Origin of the sequence: Methylobacterium sp. NMS14P (assembly GCF_028583545.1) — a bacterium.
GTDB lineage: Bacteria > Pseudomonadota > Alphaproteobacteria > Rhizobiales > Beijerinckiaceae > Methylobacterium.
In genome coordinates, this window is record NZ_CP087106.1 from 4,746,368 (window position 1) to 4,766,127 (window position 19,760).

Below are 19,760 nucleotides of genomic sequence, written 5' to 3' on the forward strand. Positions count from 1 at the left end.
ACAACTCCGGGGAATACCTACAAAATCTTGCTACCGACCACTGTACGCGCAGCGGAACTGCAGCGCATAAAGGCCGCGCGTCATAGGCTCGCTCTCTAGTAAGGCGGCAAGATCTCAGCCAATACACATCTGAAACTAAATGAAACACCTAAACTGATGTCCTTTATGGCAACTTGCCGACGCCGGCCTAACTCCTAGTTGCTGGTCCTGTGAGTGTTTCTTGCCTCACGCTCAGTGCCAAGACGCGGTGTCAGATCAAGTCCGACGACATCAATGTGGATTTCATCAACGGAGTTCACCTGGAAGTTACCCGCTGCCTTCTTCAACATCTCGATGAGACCGTCGAAGTCGAGTGCCTTACCAGTCTCGGGATGTTGCCAGCTTTCTCGCTCAGCGCGCGTTATCAGCAAGACGCCGGCTCGCCTGCTGGGAGGTGCTAGATATTTTCGGACAAGTTGCTCGCTAATCGTCCTTTTTAGGCTAGCTCCCGAATAATCCTTGTCCCCAACCTTAAGTTCGATAACACCCGAAACTCCATTGACTGAAGATATAAATCTGATGTCAGTCTCCTTCTCATCCGCCGTCACACCCTCCTGCTCGATCAAATAGGCTTCGCGAGCGCTACTCTTAAGAACATCTGCTATCGCGCGCCGCATCACACGCTCGTCCTTGATAGTCGCCCACAGCTCTCGAGGTGATCCGTCTGCGAGAAGTTCATCGGACAGATCGTCCATTCGATCCATCATCAAGGCAAACATCTCTGCCGGTGAGCGTGGCCCAGGTTCTTTCGAATGTTCAAGCTTCGCGACCTGCTCCGGACGCATAGCAAGATCATCGGCCTCCCGTGCGGTCTTCTCAATCGCCAATGTACGGAGTCGGTCACTGAGGTAACGAAACCCTGGATCATTCGCGATCTCATGTTTCGCCGCCCAGCCTTCCGGCCCCCCCAGATCGATCACTGCAGTGAGCAGCGCGTTTCGCCCTCGCTCCGCCTCATCCCGCACGTCCGGGGAATACCCTCCCTCGTGGACGGCATCATCGCCGCGTTCAACGTGATGGTAGGCGAGCCGCAACAGTCGTAGAAGCAGGCTTGGAGTCATGCCAGCATGAGCGAGGCTGACCTCGTGGTCGTGATCGAACCCTCCGAACAGCCTAGCAATCCATACGACCGCCTTGCTCTCGCGTGTAACCTCGACACTCGCGCACAGAGTTTCGAGGCGTGCGACGGCGTGCTCCGGGTCCACCGCGAACAGCGTCGGCAGCCAAACTCTTTCGATCGTATCGTTAGTACCTTGGGTTAGCACCGCAACCGCGAGCTCGCGAATCATTGCGCGATCAGTGGCATCACCGAATTTCAGCAAGACACCGATTGCTCGCCTCTGCCGATTAGCGATCCCTTCGACGCTATCGGCGTCGTGTGGAAGATCTTCGCTGGCCGTGAGCCAGGAACGAAGACGCGGCAGGAACAGCTTCGCGACGCTCGGCGAGGCATGCTCGATGTTCTGAAAAAGCATCGAGTAGCTTCTATCGCCTGGTGGCAGCGACAACACCCAACTCAATTCCTTGCCAAGTAACCGCTCAACGATGTCGGGATGCCGTGCGGCCAACGCGTCCAGCCATGCCGGGAAACCCGAGGAGTTCCACGGGGCGTACCGCACCGCGCGCTCGACTTCGTCCGGTGTCAGCTTCTCTACCCACCGAGGATCCTCAGCCTCCGCCGTCACTGCCGCCAAACATAGTATCCAACGCTCGCTGTAAGTGCTGCGCTCCTCCACCGGCCGTTCCGACTCCAATGGTGCGACCTCCGCGCGCCAAAGCGGCAACATCGCGGCTCGAAGCCGATCGGTGATATCTTTGCCTAGATGCTCCTCGATCAACTGGCGGTCCCACCCCGAGGAGCGGCTTCGCGCGCCACCCTTCTTCATGACGCGCCACAAATTCCAGGCCGTTCTTTTCACCTGATCCGGCCCAAAAGCCATGTCCGGATCGCCACTTAACTCGCGCCAGAACAACACCCAACTGGCTCGATCCTTGGCCATCCGCCGCTCCTGCTGGCGCCGACGCCGCTGATCGCAAAGCCGCCATCGCCGCTCCTGCCGACTCGGAATGTGAGGCCTCAGTCGTTCCTCGGTATAAGCGGCGAGTACCTTGTCATCCTCGACCAGAGAACGAATCACAGAGAGATAGTCCAATCGATCGTCGCCCTTGGGAGCGAATTCGTGGATGTCGACCAGCAAAGCCGCGGCGCGAACATCCGACGGCGCGCTCCGATTGCATACGCGCTCGCGTACCCACGTAGCATCACTAAGTTGGTATTCCAAAATTCCGCGCCATACAACTTCGATCAGCAAATCAATTCGGGGTTTTTCTGGTCGGAGATTTCTTAATAGCCCTACAGCCTCGTCGAAGATGGCCGCTCTAATATCGAGCGCTGCGGAGGCGATGCCGCTGGCAAGACCGGAGGGAACCGATTCGTTCGACCGGACTCCTCGCGCAAGCGTAGCGGCCAATGCCGCCGAATAGGCGTGCTGAGACACCAGAGCGTGCTCCGCTAGCAAGCGACTGCAGACCGCGGCCAACAGATGCACGAGATGCGGGCGATCATTTTGCGCAACGTGGAGGCTGATCTCGAACCTGAGGCCTTCCTGCACAAGTGGAGTCAGTGCGGCGCGCAACTCTTCGAGCTGCGGCGTGCTCATCAAGCCTATCAATGGAGGCAAATTCCGAGAAAGCTCCGATCCCAAACTCCGGGTTTCGCTGATCCAGCTTAGTGCTGTCACGAACTGATCGACCGTCATACGCTCGGGGAAGAGTCGGCAGATTGCGAAGCGGACGAAGCGCTGATCCCAGGGGCCCCCACCCTCACGCAGACACTCCGCTATTCTGAAGAGCTCGGGGTCATTAAGGGCGAGTAAAGCGTCAAGAGCATTCAATCTCTCGTATGATCTGGCGCCCGAACTCCAGACCACGCGCCTTGCGAGTTCCGAACAGTCCGCCAAGCGCGCGGCAGCGATCAGATCGAGTAGGACCTGCCGTACTTCCGAATTCTCGACGGTATCGAACTGCTTCTTTACGATATTTCCGAGTGATTGATCAGCGAAGCGATGTATTTGAACCGCGGGGACCGATAGCCCCCGCCACCCACCCTTGCCAAATCGCTCCACGTAATTGCTCAGTACGCTGCGCCGCTGCCCAGTCGACAGAGTGCCTGGATCGCCGAGGTTCATGAGCAACGCTGGATCGAGGTCGTTGACTAGTTCGAAGACCCAGCGTTGCTGCAATGCGAGCCACGCTGCGACCTCACGAAGCGACGGCCGGATAACGTCAAAACCCTGCCGCGTCCGCACCGCAAGTAGTCGTCGGACCACCTTCCGCGACCGGCCTGCGTCCAAAAGATCAGACAGTCGTTCTGCGGCCAGGAACGCCACAGCTAGCGTATTGTGGAAGCGCACCCGACCGTAACTCGCGTAGCCGAACAGGCTGCGCTCTAAAAGTGCCTTGCGATCGGCATCTGACCAGTCAGTTAGGATCACTACTGGATCCACCACAGTCGCCGCGTCACCGACATCGTGGTTCACGTTATGCCGAATCGTGAGCCGCTGCGTTAGCGCAACAGCGAGCGCGAGGCGCTTCGCGCCCTCCAACGCACGGTCGTTTGCGAGGTCGCGATCCTGCCGATCAGCGTTCTGCTTCAACCGAGCGCGCACGTCGAATGCCAGCTGATCAGCGTGTGTCCCGAAACTGCCCCCCAACTCATGCCACGCTGCAGCCGCCTCAATCACGTCCTGTGGGCGTCGCATGAAGTCGATCATCGCCGCATCGCGAAGTCCTTGCAGAAAGGCTTCCGTGTCTTCGATCCCGCGGCCTGCAGCCAACTTCACCACATCCCTATCCCCGAGCGGCAGAAGCGAGACGTAGCGGATCTCCGGTGGCCCTTCCTCCTTCTCTTGCTTTTTACCGAGCGCCAGCATTGCGAAATCATCTTCGGTAGGCCGGGGCCGCCATCCCGTAGCCGCGAAGGTCTCAAGAAACAGCTTGCGGTCGACAGGGAGAGGCCGCGAAGTGAGAACGATCCGCACTCGTGCCATGTGGCCGTGAAGTTCGTTCGCCACATTTCGGAGCGCTGATCTAAAGCTGCTCTGCGTAAGGATGAGCTCGTCATAGGAGTCCATAAAGATCGTGGCGACCTCGGTTTCCGTACGTCGCCAGCGCTCCAGGCGCTCCGTTTCCTCAGGCGATAGGAGCTGCCTCCAAGGTTGCCTGCCGACCGAAGCTAGCTCGACGTAGAATGCAGCCTGCCCAGCCGCCCACATCTCTCTCTGTCTCTGTTGGCACTCATAGGTCTTCCCAGACTGGGCCTCCGCCAAGAGCAGAATGAGCCGTGATTCAAGGACACCTTCCCAGGCGGTGGTCTTTCCAAACCCGGCACGGCGGAACTGGGCCGTTCTCTCAGCAGCGTCGATGTCCTGTTCGCTGACATCAAAGAAGGCACGGCGGATGCTATCTGGCTTCATCGTATGAGGATGTCGGCTTGCGGCCTGTTAGCCAAGCTCTGCAGATGGCACTATCTGCCGTTCCCACAGTTACCGCTGCTGTAACCACGTTGTAACCACACCCCCCAACTAGGCTTGGCCGCAGCCATGTTAAGCATCGCGAATACCCATCCCGTCGTCGGTGACCGAGATCCCGCTACAGCGTTTTCCCTCGGTGAGCCGCGCACTTGACCCTCGGGCGAGCCCGTGGCTTCTGGGGCCGCCTGGCCTCCAGACTCCGTAGCTCAGCTGGATAGAGCAGCCGCCTTCTAAGCGGCAGGTCGTAGGTTCGAGCCCTACCGGGGTCGCCAGGCCGTCCGGCGCGGCCCTGTCATCCGGACCGCCGCCTACGGCACGGCCGGCGAAGCGGGGCGCGCCGCCGCCTGCCGGTCCGACAGGCTCCGCTTCCAGCGCGCCCGCAGGACGGCGGGCCGGAGGCCGTGCCGCTCCTCCAGGAACTCGGCGTCGGTGATCCGGTCCGTGCGGAAGTGCCGGAACGCCCCGCGCAGCTCGCACCAGCCCGCCACCATCCGGGCCTGATCGAAGAACCCGACGATCACCGGCCAGATCACGCGCTGGCTCGGATCGCCGCGGACGTCGCGGTACTGGATGCGGATCTTGCGGCCCTCGCGGATCCAGGCCCGCGCGCGGGCGACGTCGATCCCGTCCGCGGCCTGCGCGAAGGCCGTCGGTGTGCCGATCGACGGATCGGCGATGAACGGGCGCAGGCGCTCGGGCACCACGGCGGTGATCTTGGCGATGAGGTCGCGCGCCGCCTTGGCGAGGACCGGCTCGCCCCGGCCCGCGACCCACTGCGCGCCGAGGACGGCCGCCTCGATCTCGTCGGGCGTCAGCATCAGCGGCGGCATGTCGAACGCCGCGCCGAGCACGTAGCCGAACCCGGCCTCGCCCTCGATCGGCACGCGCTGGCCGACGAGGTCGGCCACGTCGCGGTAGACCGTGCGGACCGAGACCTCCAGCTCCCGGGCGATCTCGGCGGCCGTCACCGGGCGCGGCGAGCGCCGCAGGATCTGGATGATCTGAAACAGCCTGTCCGCGCGACGCATCGTTCGACTCCTGCTGACAGGATGCTGTCAACAGGGCGTCCCTACAAGTCCTCCCGACACGGCCATCCCGCGCGCCGTGTCGACAGGAACCGCGCCATGATCACCCTGTACCACGCCCCGCAATCGCGCTCCTCGCGCATCGTCTGGCTGCTGGAGGAGCTGGGCGTTCCCTACACCATCGCGCCGGTCTCGATCTTCCGGCCGATGACCGGCGAGGGCGTGCCGGACGACGCCAACCCGCATCCCGACAAGCGCGTCCCGGCCGTCCAGCACGCGGGCGCGCTGATCGCCGAGTCCCAGGCCATCGTGCTCTACCTGTCGGAGACGTTCCCCGAAGCCGGTCTGGCCCCGGCGGTCGGCGCCCCCGAGCGCGGCGCGTACCTGACGTGGCTGGCATGGTACGTCGCCGAGTTCGAGCCGGCGCTGTTCGCCGGCCTGACCGGCGAACTCGCGGGGTCGCCGCAGAAGCGCCGGAACCACGAGGCGGTGGTCCGCCGCCTGGAAGACGCCCTGGCGCGCGGCCCCTACGTGATGGGCGAGCGGTTTTCCGGCGCCGACATCCTGATCGGCAGCGCGCTGGGCTTCGGCCGCGCGGCCTTCCCGGCGAGCGCGGCCCTCGACGCCTATCTGGAACGCTGCCGGGCGCGCCCGGCCGCCCTGCGCGCCGCGGCGAAGGACGGCGCGTCGGGGCCGCAATCCGCCTAGCGCGGACCGAGAGCCGCTCCCGAGAGCCGCGCGGTCGGGGGCGGCCCGGACGAGGCCGCGAGCGCGAGGCCTTGGCGGCGCTCGCGCCGCGACGCTGCCGAGCGGCTCCGGCCACCGCAGGTGTTCCCGGACACGCCGAACCTGAAAGCTTGGGCTTACATCAGGACCACACCGCGAACACAGTCGCGAACCTGATGGAGACGACGATGACCTGGACGAACCGCATCACCCTGGCCGCGACCCTGATCGCCGGCGCCATCGCCCTCGTGACCTACGCGCAGGCCCTCAGCCTGCCGGCGCATTTCGCCTGAGCGAGACGGGCCCGGCGGCCGCCTCGCCCACCGTCGCCGCCTGAACGCGCGCCGAACGGTTCCGCGGTGCAGCGTGACTCTTCGCACCGCACGCAGCCGGCCGATCCGGCATCTTCGTTGCAGACGAACCGACCGGGTCCGGCTGAGGACCCGCCGCTTGATGAAAGGAGTGCACGACATGGTCCTGAAGGGCTTCTCCTACGCGATGATCGGCGCCTTCCTGGGCGGCCTCGCGATGACGGTGACCGGCTCGGCCGGGGTGCTGATGGGCTTCTGAGCCGCGGTGGCCCTCGGGGCCGCCCGGGCGACGGACTGCCCGAACGGATGGCGTGAGCGGCGGGGCGAGAGCCCCGCCGTTCCCGTATGCGGGGATCGGACCGCGCGGCGGAGCCGCCGATCCCGGCCGCTCCGCCTCAATCAGGCCCCCTCGGTCAGGCCGCTTCCTTGCGGGTGACGACGAGCGCCCAGATCGTCGCCGGGATCCATCCGATGATCGTCAGGTGGAGGATGATGCAGAGGATGCCCTGAAACACCTTTCCGCGCAGGAACATGGCGAGCCACGGCGCGAGAAAGCAGATGAGGATCATGATCATGGGGGCGACGGGTCTCCGCGTTCGTGAGCGAACCCGGATCGCGGCGGCTGGTTCCGGACGGCCGAGCTTCCGCCGCGGCCCGGCCTAGGCGTCGGACCGCGCGTTCAGATAAGCCCTGAGACGCGAGGCCCGACCGGACCCGTCGATGCACTCGATCCCGCCGCCCGCGTTGAGCGTGTGGAGACAGCTGCCGGGCCAGGCCGGGCCGGGTTCGATCCGGTTGAGGATGGTCTGGGCGAACCCCTCCGGGTCGAGCCGGTCGATGCGCGCCAGCGACAGGGCGCGGCCGTAGCCGTGGGCGCAATCCTGGACCGGCCGGATCAGGACGCCGTCGCGCGCGACGATCCGGCCCGCGGGCCGCGCGAACGACGGGTCGACCAGGACGGGATTGGCCGGATGCGGCGCGTACGGCCCGCGGAAGTCGGGCGCGGACCAGAGATGCAGCGCGTCGTGGTGGCAGCCCGATCCGGGCGGGGCGCCGACGGGCGCGTCGCGAACGGTGGCGAACATCCACCATCGGCCGCCGTGCTCGAGGAGCGTCGCGTCGCTCGCGACCACGCCGGAGAGGAGCGTCGCCTCCTTCACCCAGCCGCCCGGATAGCGCGTCGCCCGGTAGAGATCGACCGTGCCGGCCGCGGAACTCTCCGGCACCATCCAGACGGACCCCGCGCGCGCGAACACGAACGGGTAGGAGAGGTGGTACGGCTCCTCCAGAACCGGGACGGGCGGCCCCTCGGGCCCGTCCGGTCCGAAGCGGACCGCCGAGATGATCGCCTTGCCGGTCGCATGCGGAAACTCCTCCACGAAGACGTGGGTCGTCCCGTCGACGGCGAGGGGGAACGGGTCGGCGTAGAAGCGCCGCCCGTCGTCGGGCAGGACCTGCCAGCCCTCCGCGGGATGGCGGCCCAGCGCGACGAGGTCCGGCCCGCGGAGGGTCCGCCACCCGGTGCGCCAGTGCGGGGCGTGGTAGCACAGCCTGTACAGGTGGCCGACGAGGCTCCGGGCGACGAGCCGCGCCGGGCGCGACGCCAGGATCCGCGCGGGGCGGACGGGAACGGCCGCAGCCGCGGCGGGCGTCGCCGCGCCGGCGCGGCCGGCCAACCGGTCCCGCAGCGCGGCGGCCGCCACCGTCGCCGTGCGCGTCAGGGCGTCCTCGAACGAGAGCGCGATGGAGCCCCGGTAATCCGAGCCGAGGCGGCCCGCGGCGACGACGGTGCCGCCTTCGACAAGCTCGAGCTGCGGGACGCGGCCGGCGAGCAGGCTCGCGAGCAGGCCGGTCTCGCCGAGGCCGCCGTCGTAGGCCACGCGCCAGACCGGGCAGGCGGCGACCGCGTCGCCGCACAGGTCGAGCACGAGGTCCGGGGTCGCGGGCCGAGTCCAGGCCGCGAGATCCGCCGGCGGCACGGGCCGCGACCCGTTCGGCGCCAGACGGAAGATCAGGGCCTCCAGCCGGAACAGCAGGTCGGCCTGCGCCGGCCAACCGTCCGGACCGGGCGCGGCGTCGACGCTCACCGCCGCGATGCCGGGCACGCCGGACAACCGGTCCAGCAGCACGAGGTGCCAGCGCCGCGGGTTCGCGCCGTCGAGGCGAACTCTCACATGCATGGCGCCCCGGTTCCCATCGAGCGGTCGGTCAAGACGACGACTGTCGAGTCCATCTATTTCCCCGGTGGTAACGGGAGTCATAACTCCGGATCGCGACTCGGAGATTGCGGGCAACCGGAGGCGTGGCCCGGTTTCGGGCGCGGAGATCCGGTCTCGGGGCGGCCGGAGATTGCCGGAACCTTGCTGGCTCGCGCAGATCGACGGCGGGACCGACCGGGATGGCCGCGGGATCCTCCGGGGGGCCTCGCGGCGCCGGGTTGTGGCGCGCCCGTCACAGCGGGCGCCGACCGCACATAACGATGCAACCAAAACGTCGCCGCGTTGTTGTCGCGCTCACCCGCGTAATGCGCGCTGTATTTCTCCGCTCCCCCGCGTCTTGAAGGACGCTTTACTCCGGCATCTCGGGCCTTCGACAGGCAGTGTGACCGTAAAACTACAGCCATTTTCCCCGATGATCGGTAGCCACACCGCCAGATCACACATTCGGGGAACCGACATGACCAAGCTCCTGGCCTCGCTGGCCGCCTTCACGGCCCTCACCGCCGCCGCCTCGGCCGCCGACCTGCCGCGCCGCGCCGCCCCGCCGCCGGTGTTCACCCCCGTCCCGGTGTTCACCTGGACCGGCGCCTACTTCGGTATCAACGCCGGCTACGCCTTCGACGCCAGCGACCGCAACACCGGCAACACCTTCGCCGTCCCCTTCCCGTACGCTGCCCCCGGCACCGTCGCCTCCTTCCGCAACCGCAGCCAGGACGGCTTCTCCGGCGGTGGCCAGATCGGCTACAACTGGCAGATCACCCCCGGCTCCGGCCTCGTGATCGGTGTCGAGGCCGACGCCCAGTACCTCGACTTCGGCCGTAACCGGAACAACGCCTTCGTCTCCGGCGCCGTCGCCCCCGGCTACTACCTCACCGACCCGCGCGGCCTCTCCAGCCTCGACTTCTTCGGCACCGTCCGCGGCCGCCTCGGCTACGCCTTCGACCGCACCCTCGTGTACGGCACCGGCGGCTTCGCCTACGGCTCGGGCAGCGCCGACCGCTCCTTCGGCGGCTTCGCCGGCAACGACAGCTTCCGCACCGGCTGGGCCGCCGGCGGCGGCATCGAGTACGCCCTGCCGACCGACTCGTTCCTGAACTTCTTCCGCTCCTCGGCGGTGACGCTCAAGGTCGAAGGCCTGTACGTCAACCTCGACCGCGGCACCCGCAACCAGGGCGCGTTCGTCATCAACGCCGCCAACAACTTCCCGGTCGTCTACAGCGGCGTCGGTCGCCGCTCCGACGAGTTCGCCGTCGTCCGCGCCGGCCTGAACTACAAGTTCGGCTCCTACTGAGACCGCATCGCGACCGTCGCACCTGACCGAACGGCGCGGGGCCGCTTCCGAGAGGAGGCGGCCCCGCGCCGTTCGGGCTGCCGGAATCCGGCCCGGCCACCCTCCCGTCCTCGCGAGCGCGGCGGCGGTGCGGAAGCTCGACGGCCCGCGGCCGCCGGACGATCCTGCCGGACCTGGCCCGGGACTCAGCCGATCGCCCAGAAGAGCGGCAGGGCGCCCGCCAGGAACAGCGCGGAGGAGATGAGCACGGCGACGCGCTCGCGATGGCGGAGGATGAGGGCGTGGGGCTGGGCGAACATGGGATGGCGGAGCTGAGGGAGCCGGATCGGAGGTGCGCGGTCACGCTGGCATCCGAACCTTGACGGATCGGGGGCAGGTCGCGTCATCCACAGGCCGTCGTCGGCGGGTGTCGCGGCCGTGCCACAGAGGCCGGCGGCACGCCGCGCACCGGCGCGCGGCGCGGGCCCGTCGGGCGGCCCGCACCGCGACCGCGACGATCGTCCGGGCTGTCGTCGCGCCGCCGGAGCGCCGCGCCTCAGGCGACGGCCGAGTCGGGGCGGCCGGGCGGCACGAAGATTTCGGGCGCGTCGATCTGCTCGGCGAACCGCTCGATCGGCTGCGGCTTGCTGATCAGGTAGCCCTGGGCCTCGTCGCACGCCTCCGCGGCCAGGAAGCGCATCTGCGCGTCCGTCTCGACGCCCTCCGCGACGACGCTCATCCCGAGGCTGCGGCCGAGCCCCAGAACCGCCCGCACGATCACCGCCGCCTGTGGGCTGACCTCGACATGGCCCACGAAGGACCGGTCGATCTTGATCTTGTCGAAGGGGAAGGCCTGCAGCGTCGCGAGCGACGAGTAGCCGGTGCCGAAATCGTCCATCGCGATGGACACGCCGAAGGCCTTCAGCCGGCGCAGGATGCCGAGCGCCCGCGCCATGTCGTTGATGATCAGGGTCTCGGTGATCTCGAGCTCGAGCCGCGTCGGCGCCAGGCCCGTCTCGGTGAGGATGGCCAGGACGCGCTCGGGCAGATCCGCCTGCTGGAACTGGCGCGGCGACAGGTTCACCGCGACCTTCAGCGGGTGCGCCCAGCGGGCCGCCTCCCGGCAGGCCGCCCGGAGCACCCACTCGCCGAGCGGCAGGATCAGCCCGCTCTCCTCCGCCAGGGGAATGAAGGCATTCGGCGGCACGAGGCCGCGGGTCGGATGCTCCCAGCGCACGAGCGCCTCGAACCCGAGCAGCCGGCCGGTGCCGGTGCTCACCTGCGGTTGATAATGCAGGATGAGCTCGTCGCCCTCGATCGCCTGGCGCAGGTCGCGCTCCAGGTCGCGCCGGGCGGCCTCGGCCTCGTCCATCGCGGGCTCGAACACCCGGTGGGTGTTCCGGCCTTCGGTCTTGGCCCGGTAGAGGGCGAGATCGGCGCGGCGGAACAGGGTCTCGCTGTCGAAGCCGTGGCCGGGCGCCCGGGCGATCCCGACGCTCAGGCCCACCTTCAGCCGCCGCTTGCCGAAGGGGATCGGTGCCTGGACGGCCGCGATCAGGCGCGCCGCCAGGGTCTCGGCGTGGGCGGGGTCGTCCGCATCGGCCACCAGCACGGCGAACTCGTCGCCGCTGAGGCGCGCCACCATGTCGTCGGCCCGCAGCACCGCGCGGATGCGATGGGCCACCGCTCGGAGCAGGAAGTCCCCGGCCGCGTGGCCGAGGCTGTCGTTGACGGTCTTGAAGCGGTCGAGGTCGAGGCACAGCACCGCGCAGGCGCCGCCGTTCAGGTGCATGTCGGCGAGCCGGATCTCCAGCCGCTCGTAGAACAGGGCGCGGTTGGGCAGGTCGGTGAGGCCGTCGTGGCGGGCCATGTGGGCGACCTGCCCCTCGGCCGCCTTGCGCGCGGTGATGTCGATCTGGGTGCCGATGAAGCGCAGCGCGCGGCCGTCGGCGGCGCGCGCCACCACCTTGCCGCGCGTCATCATCCAGGCCCAGGAGCCGTCCTTGCGGCGCATGCGATGCTCGGACGTGTAGGTCGGCGCCCGCCCGCTCAGGTGCTCGATCAGGGCCCGCTCGGCCGCGCCCGCATCCTCCGGGTGGAGCAGGGCCCGCCACGTCTGCGCGTGGCTCGCCAGTTCGCCGGGCTCGTAGCCCAGCACTCCCCACCAGCGGTCGGAGGACCACGCCTCCCCGGTCGTGAGATCGCAGTCCCAGAGCCCGTCGCTGCCCGCGTCCTGCGCCAGGGCGAGGCGCGTCTCGCTGACCTGCAGCGTCTCCTCGGCCCGCTTGCGCGCGGTGATGTCGGTGAAGGTCCGCACCGCCCCGCCGTCGGGCAGCGGCACGGTGCGGATCTCCAGCACGGTGCCGTCGGGGCGCTCGCGCTCGTAGGTGTGGGCGCGGCACTCCAGGCCGCTCTCGGCGACCCAGCGCTGCAGGGCCTCGCTCGCCGTCCCGAACTCCCCCTGCGCGATCTGGTATTGCCGGACGGCCTCGAAGGTCGGGCGGGACCGCATCAGGGCCGGCGGAAGGTCGAGCAGCGCCAGGGCGCGGGCATTACAGACCTGAACGACGCCGTCGGCGTCGATCATCATCAGCCCCTGATCCATCGTGTCGAGAACGGTGTCGAGGAGCTTCGCCTTCTCCCGCAGCGCGACCGTCCCACTGTTCATACCCGGGGATCCCAATCGTCCGCCTGGGCGAACATTCTGCTGGACGGTGCGAGCTCCCACCGGCTCGGACGTTATCATCGGGGAGCTTTCCGGATTCTTTCCGCAGGAGCTGTGTTCAATCGCTGCGTGCACTACCGGTCGGCGGACCGGGACGCGGCCGGGACGCGGGCTCCCGACGCGCCGTTCCGGCCCTTGCCGGGCCGCCCGCGAAACCCTCTGATAGGCGGCGCGCAGCGGGGACCGGGCCATGGCCGTGAGGCGGATCGTCACCAACATCCGGGCGACGGAGGTCGAGGCGGCGCGGTCCTTCTACGCGGACGTGCTCGGCCTGGAGGTGGTCATGGATCACGGCTGGATCCTGACCTTCGCGGCCCCCGGCATATCGGCGACGCCGCAGATCAGCGTGGCCAGCGCGGGCGGCTCGGGCACGCCGGTTCCCGACATCTCGGTCGAGGTCGACGACCTGGCGGACGTCCTCGCCCGCGTGAGGCGGGCCGGCCTGCCCGTGCTGTACGGCCCGGCCCGGGAGCCCTGGGGCGTGGAGCGGTTCTACGTCCGCGACCCGTTCGACCGGCTGGTCAACATCGTCGCCCATCTGGCGTGAGGCCGCGCGTGGGGCCCGGCCGGCCGCTCACTCGGCCTCGTCCCGGACGAGGGAGATGCAGGTCCGCACCATCTCCTCGAGGCGCAGGTCCTTGGTGTCGCCGATATTGGCGGTCTCCTCCAGACAGCGCATGAAGTACGCCGCGTCCAGCTTGGGCGACAGCGTGCGGAAGGCCCGGCCCATCCGGGTCGAGAAATCGATCTTGTCGGTCGCGCTCGCCCGCGGCCACAGCGAGGCCTTGTCGTCCACGGTCAGGCGGGCGGCCTTCGCCGGCAGGGTCGCGCAGGCCAGAGTCACTAAGACGATTATAAGCTTGGTCTGCATTGTAAATCTCCGATCCAGCGGCATAGAACTGCGTGACTTTGCGCAGCGGTGACGGTCGACGGACGCGCTGCTCTTGCGACAGGATGGGAGAAGCGATGCGCGCGGTCCGTCTTTCCGGCCCGATCTCGGCCGGCCTCCTGGGTCTTCTGATGGCCCAGCCACATGCTCAGGCGCAGACCGCAGCGCAGCCCCAGGCACAACCCCAGGCACAGCCCGAGGCACAGCCCCCGGCGCAGGCGCAGGACCCGGCGGCCGCCGACCCGCGGCGCAATCAGGCGGCGAAGCTCGCGGGGCTCGCCGGCTTCGTGAACCTCGAATGCCCCGGCCTGCGGAGCGATCCCGCGCGCCTCAAGCAGACCGTCGAGGCCCTGGGCGTCGATGCCGCGAGCCTGGAGACCGGCGACCTGCACCTGACCGCGACCCGCTACATCGCGGCCTACCAGAAGGACGTCGCGGCCAATTGCCGGAAGGCGGAGGCGACGTTCGGGCCGCAGGGATCGATCGTTCCCGGCCTGATCGTGCCGCGGTAGCCCCGGCCCGCTGACGGCGGCCATCCTCACACCGAGCGCCCGTCCCGCGACAGGGCGATGCGCAGGAGGTCGGCGAGGCTGCCGGCGCCGAGCTTCTGCTTCATGCCCGAGACGACGGCCGACACGCTCCGTTGGCTCATCGACAGGCTGTCGGCGATCGCCTCGTTCGACTTGCCCGCCCCCAGCAGCGACAGCACCTGAACCTCCCGCGCGGTCAGGCGCGCGAGGGGCGATTCCAAGAGCCCGGCATTCAGCATGGCGATCTTGGTCGCGACCTCGTGCGGCAGGTAGCTGCGGCCGGCCGAGACGGTCGCCAGCGCCTCGTGGAAGCGCGTCACCGCCGTGTCCTTCAGGACGAAGCCGTGCGCCCCGCCCTCGATGGCGCGGGCGACGATCACCGGGTCGTCGTGCATGCTGAAGGCGAGGATCCGGGTCGCCGGCTCCAGGGCCCGCACCCGGCGGATCAGCGACAGGCCCGACAGGCCCTGGTCGCGGAAGCCGAGGTCCGTCACCACCAGCCCGGGCCGGTGGCGGTGGAAGGTGCGGTAGCCCGACACCACGTCCGCGGCCTCGTGGACCGCCCGGACGCCGGCATCCTCCGCGAGGTGGCGGAAGCCGCGCCGCACGACCGGGTGGTCGTCGACGATCAGCACCGCGTCGAGACCGCGCGGCCCGTCCCGCCCCGCCGGGCGGTCGGCCGAGGCCCGGGCGGCGCTCACGGCGCGCCCTCGCGGACGGGGTGCGGGGCGGCGAGGCGCGCCAGCGCGGCCGCATGGTCGGCCCCCTGCATCCGGGCGTTGTAGTAGTGCTGGCACATCTCACCGTAGAGGCTCTTGCGGCGGCCGCGCCCCGCCGCGATGCCGCCGAGACCGTCGAGGATCGCGCCGTACCCCTCGCCGGTGCCGGCCTCGGCCAGCATCTGGCCGAGCTGGACGGTGCGGTTGGCGATCATGCGCGGGTCCTCGATGAAGCCGTCGCGGGCCCCGGCCAGCGCCGTCGCCATCGCGCGCACGCGGGGATCGTCGGCCGGCAGGGCCTGCCCGGCCTCGCGGCCCGCGAGCCAGCGGGCCGGGTCGGTCCCGTCGGTCGGCGCGAGCCAGGCCGGCAGGGTGCCCTCGGCGGTGGTGGCGACCACCGCGCCGGCCTCGTCCGCGCGCTCGTCCGACCCGCGGTCGCAGGCGCCGAGGGCCAGCAGGACCAGGCCGGACGCGATCCGGATGCGGCCGGCGCGGCTCATCGCGCGGGCTCCCCGACGGCCAAGACCGTGCGCGGGCCCTCCGCCACCTTGATGCGCGCCGTCTCGCGCCACGTGGCGAGATCGATCACCGAGACGTCGTCCGAGAACCAGTTCGCCACGTAGGCCAGCGGACCGGCCACCGCGATGCCCTCGGGATAGGGCCCCACCGCCACGTTAGCGACGATCTCGAGCCGGGCCGCGTCGATCACCGTCACGGCGGCGGCGTGCTGGTTGGTGACCAGGATGCGGCTGCCGTCGCCGGTGACCGCGACGCCGTAGGGCATCCGGCCGGCCGGAACCGTGGCGCGGGCCCGCAGCGTCGCCGTGTCGATCACCGTGAGATCGCCGCTGCGCACGTTGGCGACGTAGAGGCTCGCCTCGTCCGGAGCGAGCGCCAGGGCGAAGGGCGCCTCGCCGGTCGGGACGACGGCCACGCGGGCCATCGTCCCGGTGTCGATCACGCTGACCTGACGGCTCTCGCGGTCGGCGACGTACAGCCGCCCGCGCCGGTCGAGGACGAGGTGGGCCGGGTCGCGGCCCACCGCCGCCGCGCCCTCGACGGCGCCGGTCGCCGCGGAGATCTTCAGGACGCGGTCGCCCGACCAGTCGCCGACGAACAGGTGCGCCCCGTCCGGGCTCGCCGCGAGGCCGAAGGCCTGGCCGGGGACGGGCAGGCGGCGGGGCGGCTCGCCGGGCGCGACGACGGTGACGGCGCGCCCGTCCGGGTGGGTCAGATAGAGGCGGCCGGCCCGGTCGGTGGCCGCCGCCACCGGCGCCGGCCCGAGCGGGATCCGCCCGGCCACGGTCCCGGCCTCGATCCGCGCCAGCTCGGCCCCCTGCTGGCTGACGACCCAGACCGGGTCGCCGGCCGCGGACGCGACACTGATCCCAGCGCCGGTCCCGGCCGCGGCCGCGCCCGCGAGCGCCGCGATCAGCCACAGGTGGCGCATGCGGGGCCTCAATGGGTCGTCCGGCCCTCGACGGCCGCCTTCAGGCCCTTGAGCCCGTCCGCGAAGTAGCGGTTCATCGCCGCGCGCCCGGCCTCGTCGCTGAGGTTCTCCGGCGGCTCGTTGCCGGTGTCGCCCCGGTAGAGGCGCCCGATCCACGACACCTTGGAGCCGGTCCCGTCCGGGGTCACGGTGAGCGTCGCAGAGTAGGAGGAGACCGGGAGCGCCTTCAGGTCCGGGTCGGACATCCGGTACGAGTAGGTCCGGCCGTCGGCCAGCCACTCGTCCAGCCCCTCAACCAGGGTGCCGCCGGCCTTGAGGGTCACCCGGCGGGTCGTGCCCTCGACATTGCCGCCGCTGGCCTCGGCCTTGGCCACGTCGGGGTGCCAGCGCCCGATGCCGCCGAAATCGCCCACCACCTTCCAGACCGCCTCCGGGGGCGCCTGGATGGTGATCGACTGGTCGATCTTCTGCGGCGTCGGCCCGTGGGCCAGCGCCGCGCCGGCGAGGCCGACGACGGCGAGGCCCGCGGCGAGGGCCGGGACGAGGGCCGGAAAGAGGGCGAGGGGCATCCGCATGGTCAGGTCCTGATCGCTCCGGTTGGAGCAGGGGTTGGAGCAGGGTGGGCCGCGCGCCCGCGGAGCGCGCGAAGGGCAAGGGCGAGGGGCCCCGCCAGGAGGGCCAGGAGCGTCAGAGCCAGGGCCGCCGCCAGGAGGGCGGGCCGCGGGTCGAGGCGGCCGGGCAGCGGGCGCGGCGTCGCCGCGGCGCGCAGAGGGGCGGCGAGACCGCCCGGGCCGTCGAGATGGACGTAGCCGAGGCCGGTCTCGGCGGCGAGGCGCTTCAGGTAGGGCTCGCGGACCGACGAGAGGTGCTCGGTGCCGTGGGCGGCCTGGGCCCCGAAGGGGGCGTTGCGCGGGTTGTAGCCCTCGCGGGATTCCGCGTCGGCCGGGGGCGGCCCGGAGCGGTTCTCCTGCTGGACGTCGCCCTCGCCGAGGAAACCCGTCTGGCGCCCGCGATCGTCGAAGCGCGGGATCGGCGACAGGCCGTAGCCGCCCGCGCCGACGATCAGCCCGCGCACCGCGCCGGGCCTGCCGTCGAAGGTCGGGCCGCCGGAGACGGGCAGGGGCGGCGTCTCCTGGCCGTCGGTGAGGAACAGGAGGTCGGCGTCGATCTCCCCCGCCATGGCGATCGACCGGAACAGGCCGGCCGCGACGCGGCTGTCCCCCTCCCAGGCCATGCGCGGGTCGAGGGCCGCGATGGCGCCGTCCAGCGGCGCGAAGTCGGCGCAGACCTCGACCGGCGTGAACAGCAGGAACGGCCGCCGGTCGGTGAACAGGCCGAGCGCCACCCGCGAGCCGCAGGGGAGGTCGGGCAGCGTCGCCCGCAGCGCCGCCTTGACGGTCTCGAGCCGGCTCACGGACCCGGCGGCGGCGGGATAGTCGCGCACCGCCATGCTGCCGGTGATGTCGACCACCGCCAGCACCGACACGCCGGTGCGGGTGACCGGAATCGGCGGGGCGACCAGGGCCGCCAGCGCCAGCGCGAGGGCGGCCGCCAGGGCGCGGAACCGCCCGTCGCGCAGGTTGCGGGCGACGAGGGGAGGCAGGACGGCGGGAAGGAAGGGGGGAAGGACGCGCCGCTCTCTCACGGGCCACCCCGCGGCTGGCCGGGGGTGTCGGTCCAGATCTTCTTCGGCTCGGCGCGGAGCTCGTCCCCGGTCTTGCGGTCGAATTCCGGGTAGTCGCGCACGAGGCGCGAGGCGACGTCGAGGTTGTACTTGGCGTCCCAGAACTCGGGCCGGGCCTGGAGGGCGCGGCGGTAATCCTGCCGCGCCAGCGTCACCTGGGGCGCCGCCTTGTCGAGGTCGCCCCGGCCGATCAGCGCGAAGGCCTGACGCATCCGCGCGTTGCCGATGACGTACCGCGCCCGGGCCGCCTCCCGCACCGCGCCGGCGCGGTCGAGGGCGTCGAGGAGGGGCTCGGTCTCGCCGAGACGGTCCCGGGCGGCGAGGAAGCCGATCCGCGCCGCCAGGAGGGCCGGCCGCGCGCCCGGGTCGACCGGCCGGTCGCGGCCCGCCTCCAGGGCGGCGATCCGGTCGTCGTCGCGCGCGGCGCTCCAGCCCGAGACGGCGAACCACAGGGCGGCGGCCGCGAGGACCAGCGGCAGCGCGATCAGCAGGGCCGGCCGGACCCGGCGCCACGCCGCGGCCAAGCCGGGGCGGGGAAGGGCGGCGCGGCGGCGCGGGGCCGGGCCGTCGAGGAGGGCGCCGGCGCTCATGCCGCCCTCCGCGCCGCCGCGCCCGCGGCCTCCGCCGCGGTCTCCGCACCGGCCGGGGCCCCCGCGAGGTCCGCCTCCGCGAGCTTGGCCAGGACGAGCAGCGCGAGGCCCAGGGCGGCGAGCGCGGCGGCGAGCCCGGTCAGGTCCCGGCGCGGGCGCTCCTCGACGTAGGGAATCGGGTCCCGCTCCAGGGCCTCGATCTGCCGGATGGCGGCGGCCACCGCCTCGGCGCCCTCTGCCTCGAAGGCGCGGTAGGGCACGCCGAGGCTCTTGAAGAACAGGTCGAGATGGCGTTCCGGCGCGGCCTGGGGCGTGTCCTCGCCGGCCGGCCGGTCGGCGATGCCGGGCGATCCCTGGGTGCGCAGGAACAGCCAGTACAGGTTCGGCCGGATCCGCGCGAACGCGGCGCGCAGCTGGTCCTGGATGCGCGGGTCGATCACCGCCGCGCCGTCGGAGACCAGCAGGAGCACCCGCGAGGCGCCGACATCGATCCCGAACTGCGACAGGGCCATGCCGAGGCCCCGGCCGATATTGGTGTAGTCGAGGCCGGGCCGGTCGATGGCGGCGATCGCCGCCCGCACGGCGTCGTGGCGGTCGGTCATCGGCATGACCAGCATCGGCGCGGTGGAGAAGGCCGTCACGGCGAACAGGTCGTGCGCCCGGGCGCCGACGAAATCGGCCAGCAGGCGCCGGGAGGCCGCGGCCTTCGACTCCTCGGCGCCGGAGGGCTGCCGGCCCGCGAAGGTCTCGTTCATGCTGCCCGAGCGGTCGATCAGCAGCGAGACCTGCGCGCCGATGCCGAGGCGCTCGATCCGCGCGCCCGTCCGGTAGGGGCCCGCCAGGGCCACGATCAGGCCGGCGACGGCCAGGACGCCGGCGAGCGTCAGCGCCCGGCCGAGCCAGGCCGAGAGGGGGTCGGCCGGGGCGGCGGCGACCGCCGGCACCGACGTCCGGCGCAGGGCCGTGCGGGCCAGCGGCAGCAGAGCCAGCGGCAGCAGCCACAGGACCCAGGGATCGGTCGCGCCGAGGCGGGCGAGGAGATCGGTCACGG

The 19,760-nt window shown here is 70.3% G+C and carries 17 protein-coding genes and 1 tRNA gene; 5 read left to right on the top strand and 13 right to left on the bottom strand.

The window, feature by feature from the left end; translation table 11 throughout:
• Positions 1-194: 194 nt before the first annotated feature.
• Positions 195-4,514, bottom strand: coding sequence for a hypothetical protein (locus LOK46_RS22575; protein ID WP_273560629.1), 4,320 nt, complete (start codon positions 4,512-4,514; stop codon positions 195-197).
• A 252-nt stretch (positions 4,515-4,766) separates the two neighbouring features.
• Here LOK46_RS22575 and LOK46_RS22580 point away from each other — a divergent pair.
• Positions 4,767-4,843 (top strand) — tRNA-Arg (locus LOK46_RS22580).
• 36 nt (positions 4,844-4,879) lie between these two features.
• Here LOK46_RS22580 and LOK46_RS22585 read toward each other — a convergent pair.
• Positions 4,880-5,599, bottom strand: coding sequence for a helix-turn-helix transcriptional regulator (locus tag LOK46_RS22585; RefSeq protein WP_273560630.1), 720 nt, complete (start codon positions 5,597-5,599; stop codon positions 4,880-4,882).
• Positions 5,600-5,695: 96 nt separating this feature from the next.
• Between LOK46_RS22585 and LOK46_RS22590 the strand changes: the two genes are divergently transcribed.
• Positions 5,696-6,304 carry a glutathione S-transferase family protein gene (locus LOK46_RS22590; RefSeq protein ID WP_273560631.1) on the top strand — a complete coding sequence of 203 codons (609 nt, stop codon included), beginning with the start codon at positions 5,696-5,698 and terminating at the stop codon, positions 6,302-6,304.
• 742 nt (positions 6,305-7,046) lie between these two features.
• Here the strand turns inward: LOK46_RS22590 and LOK46_RS22595 are convergent.
• On the bottom strand, positions 7,047-7,208 hold the full coding sequence (locus LOK46_RS22595) for a YqaE/Pmp3 family membrane protein (RefSeq protein ID WP_007567273.1): 162 nt from the start codon (positions 7,206-7,208) through the stop codon (positions 7,047-7,049).
• Between the two features lie 84 nt (positions 7,209-7,292).
• Positions 7,293-8,813 (bottom strand): glucosamine inositolphosphorylceramide transferase family protein, encoded by a 1,521-nt coding sequence (locus LOK46_RS22600; protein WP_273560632.1) that lies wholly within the window; start codon positions 8,811-8,813, stop codon positions 7,293-7,295.
• A gap of 496 nt (positions 8,814-9,309) precedes the next feature.
• Here LOK46_RS22600 and LOK46_RS22605 point away from each other — a divergent pair, with 496 nt between their 5' ends.
• Positions 9,310-10,143, top strand: a complete 834-nt coding sequence (locus LOK46_RS22605; protein WP_273560633.1) for an outer membrane protein — start codon at positions 9,310-9,312, stop codon at positions 10,141-10,143.
• 535 nt (positions 10,144-10,678) lie between these two features.
• On the opposite strand, the gene LOK46_RS22610 is transcribed toward LOK46_RS22605, so the two are convergent.
• Positions 10,679-12,790, bottom strand: coding sequence for a putative bifunctional diguanylate cyclase/phosphodiesterase (locus tag LOK46_RS22610; protein ID WP_273560634.1), 2,112 nt, complete (start codon positions 12,788-12,790; stop codon positions 10,679-10,681).
• Between the two features lie 247 nt (positions 12,791-13,037).
• On the opposite strand from LOK46_RS22610, the gene LOK46_RS22615 reads away from it, so the two are divergent.
• Complete coding sequence (locus LOK46_RS22615) at positions 13,038-13,394, top strand: VOC family protein (RefSeq protein ID WP_273560635.1); 357 nt, start codon at positions 13,038-13,040, stop codon at positions 13,392-13,394.
• A 27-nt stretch (positions 13,395-13,421) separates the two neighbouring features.
• Here LOK46_RS22615 and LOK46_RS22620 read toward each other — a convergent pair whose 3' ends face one another.
• Positions 13,422-13,718: a hypothetical protein gene (locus LOK46_RS22620; protein WP_273560636.1), complete on the bottom strand. Its 297-nt coding sequence runs from the start codon at positions 13,716-13,718 to the stop codon at positions 13,422-13,424.
• Between the two features lie 95 nt (positions 13,719-13,813).
• Here LOK46_RS22620 and LOK46_RS22625 point away from each other — a divergent pair, with 95 nt between their 5' ends.
• Entirely contained in the window at positions 13,814-14,248 is a 435-nt protein-coding gene (locus LOK46_RS22625; protein ID WP_273560637.1) for a hypothetical protein, read from the top strand.
• 26 nt (positions 14,249-14,274) lie between these two features.
• Here LOK46_RS22625 and LOK46_RS22630 read toward each other — a convergent pair whose 3' ends face one another.
• Genes LOK46_RS22630 through LOK46_RS22660 form a run of 7 tightly spaced genes read right to left on the bottom strand, consistent with a single transcriptional unit; the run spans position 14,275 to position 19,758 of the window.
• Complete coding sequence (locus LOK46_RS22630) at positions 14,275-14,967, bottom strand: response regulator transcription factor (RefSeq protein ID WP_273560638.1); 693 nt, start codon at positions 14,965-14,967, stop codon at positions 14,275-14,277.
• Positions 14,964-15,485 (bottom strand): MxaH protein, encoded by a 522-nt coding sequence (locus tag LOK46_RS22635; protein ID WP_273560639.1) that lies wholly within the window; start codon positions 15,483-15,485, stop codon positions 14,964-14,966. The genes LOK46_RS22630 and LOK46_RS22635 overlap by 4 nt, the downstream gene beginning before the upstream one ends.
• Positions 15,482-16,435: a YncE family protein gene (locus LOK46_RS22640; RefSeq protein ID WP_273560640.1), complete on the bottom strand. Its 954-nt coding sequence runs from the start codon at positions 16,433-16,435 to the stop codon at positions 15,482-15,484. The genes LOK46_RS22635 and LOK46_RS22640 overlap by 4 nt, the downstream gene beginning before the upstream one ends.
• A gap of 8 nt (positions 16,436-16,443) precedes the next feature.
• Positions 16,444-17,010 carry an SRPBCC family protein gene (locus LOK46_RS22645; RefSeq protein ID WP_273560641.1) on the bottom strand — a complete coding sequence of 189 codons (567 nt, stop codon included), beginning with the start codon at positions 17,008-17,010 and terminating at the stop codon, positions 16,444-16,446.
• A gap of 2 nt (positions 17,011-17,012) precedes the next feature.
• Complete coding sequence (locus tag LOK46_RS22650) at positions 17,013-18,080, bottom strand: vWA domain-containing protein (protein ID WP_273560642.1); 1,068 nt, start codon at positions 18,078-18,080, stop codon at positions 17,013-17,015.
• Positions 18,077-18,709: an MxaK protein gene (locus tag LOK46_RS22655; RefSeq protein ID WP_273560643.1), complete on the bottom strand. Its 633-nt coding sequence runs from the start codon at positions 18,707-18,709 to the stop codon at positions 18,077-18,079. The genes LOK46_RS22650 and LOK46_RS22655 overlap by 4 nt, the downstream gene beginning before the upstream one ends.
• Positions 18,706-19,758, bottom strand: coding sequence for a vWA domain-containing protein (locus LOK46_RS22660; protein WP_273560644.1), 1,053 nt, complete (start codon positions 19,756-19,758; stop codon positions 18,706-18,708). Before LOK46_RS22660 ends, LOK46_RS22655 begins: the two co-directional genes overlap by 4 nt.
• Positions 19,759-19,760: the final 2 nt, after the last annotated feature.

Bases quoted from the DNA above. Each gene is read 5' to 3' on its own strand.
- LOK46_RS22640 (WP_273560640.1), bottom strand. From the start codon at position 16,435: ATGCGCCACCTGTGGCTGATCGCGGCGCTCGCGGGCGCGGCCGCGGCC.
- LOK46_RS22655 (WP_273560643.1), bottom strand. From the start codon at position 18,709: ATGAGCGCCGGCGCCCTCCTCGACGGCCCGGCCCCGCGCCGCCGCGCC.
- LOK46_RS22615 (WP_273560635.1), top strand. From the start codon at position 13,038: ATGGCCGTGAGGCGGATCGTCACCAACATCCGGGCGACGGAGGTCGAG.
- LOK46_RS22575 (WP_273560629.1), bottom strand. From the start codon at position 4,514: ATGAAGCCAGATAGCATCCGCCGTGCCTTCTTTGATGTCAGCGAACAG.
- LOK46_RS22620 (WP_273560636.1), bottom strand. From the start codon at position 13,718: ATGCAGACCAAGCTTATAATCGTCTTAGTGACTCTGGCCTGCGCGACC.
- LOK46_RS22585 (WP_273560630.1), bottom strand. From the start codon at position 5,599: ATGCGTCGCGCGGACAGGCTGTTTCAGATCATCCAGATCCTGCGGCGC.
- LOK46_RS22600 (WP_273560632.1), bottom strand. From the start codon at position 8,813: ATGCATGTGAGAGTTCGCCTCGACGGCGCGAACCCGCGGCGCTGGCAC.
- LOK46_RS22635 (WP_273560639.1), bottom strand. From the start codon at position 15,485: ATGAGCCGCGCCGGCCGCATCCGGATCGCGTCCGGCCTGGTCCTGCTG.
- LOK46_RS22590 (WP_273560631.1), top strand. From the start codon at position 5,696: ATGATCACCCTGTACCACGCCCCGCAATCGCGCTCCTCGCGCATCGTC.
- LOK46_RS22625 (WP_273560637.1), top strand. From the start codon at position 13,814: ATGCGCGCGGTCCGTCTTTCCGGCCCGATCTCGGCCGGCCTCCTGGGT.
- LOK46_RS22605 (WP_273560633.1), top strand. From the start codon at position 9,310: ATGACCAAGCTCCTGGCCTCGCTGGCCGCCTTCACGGCCCTCACCGCC.
- LOK46_RS22610 (WP_273560634.1), bottom strand. From the start codon at position 12,790: ATGAACAGTGGGACGGTCGCGCTGCGGGAGAAGGCGAAGCTCCTCGAC.
- LOK46_RS22645 (WP_273560641.1), bottom strand. From the start codon at position 17,010: ATGCGGATGCCCCTCGCCCTCTTTCCGGCCCTCGTCCCGGCCCTCGCC.
- LOK46_RS22595 (WP_007567273.1), bottom strand. From the start codon at position 7,208: ATGATCATGATCCTCATCTGCTTTCTCGCGCCGTGGCTCGCCATGTTC.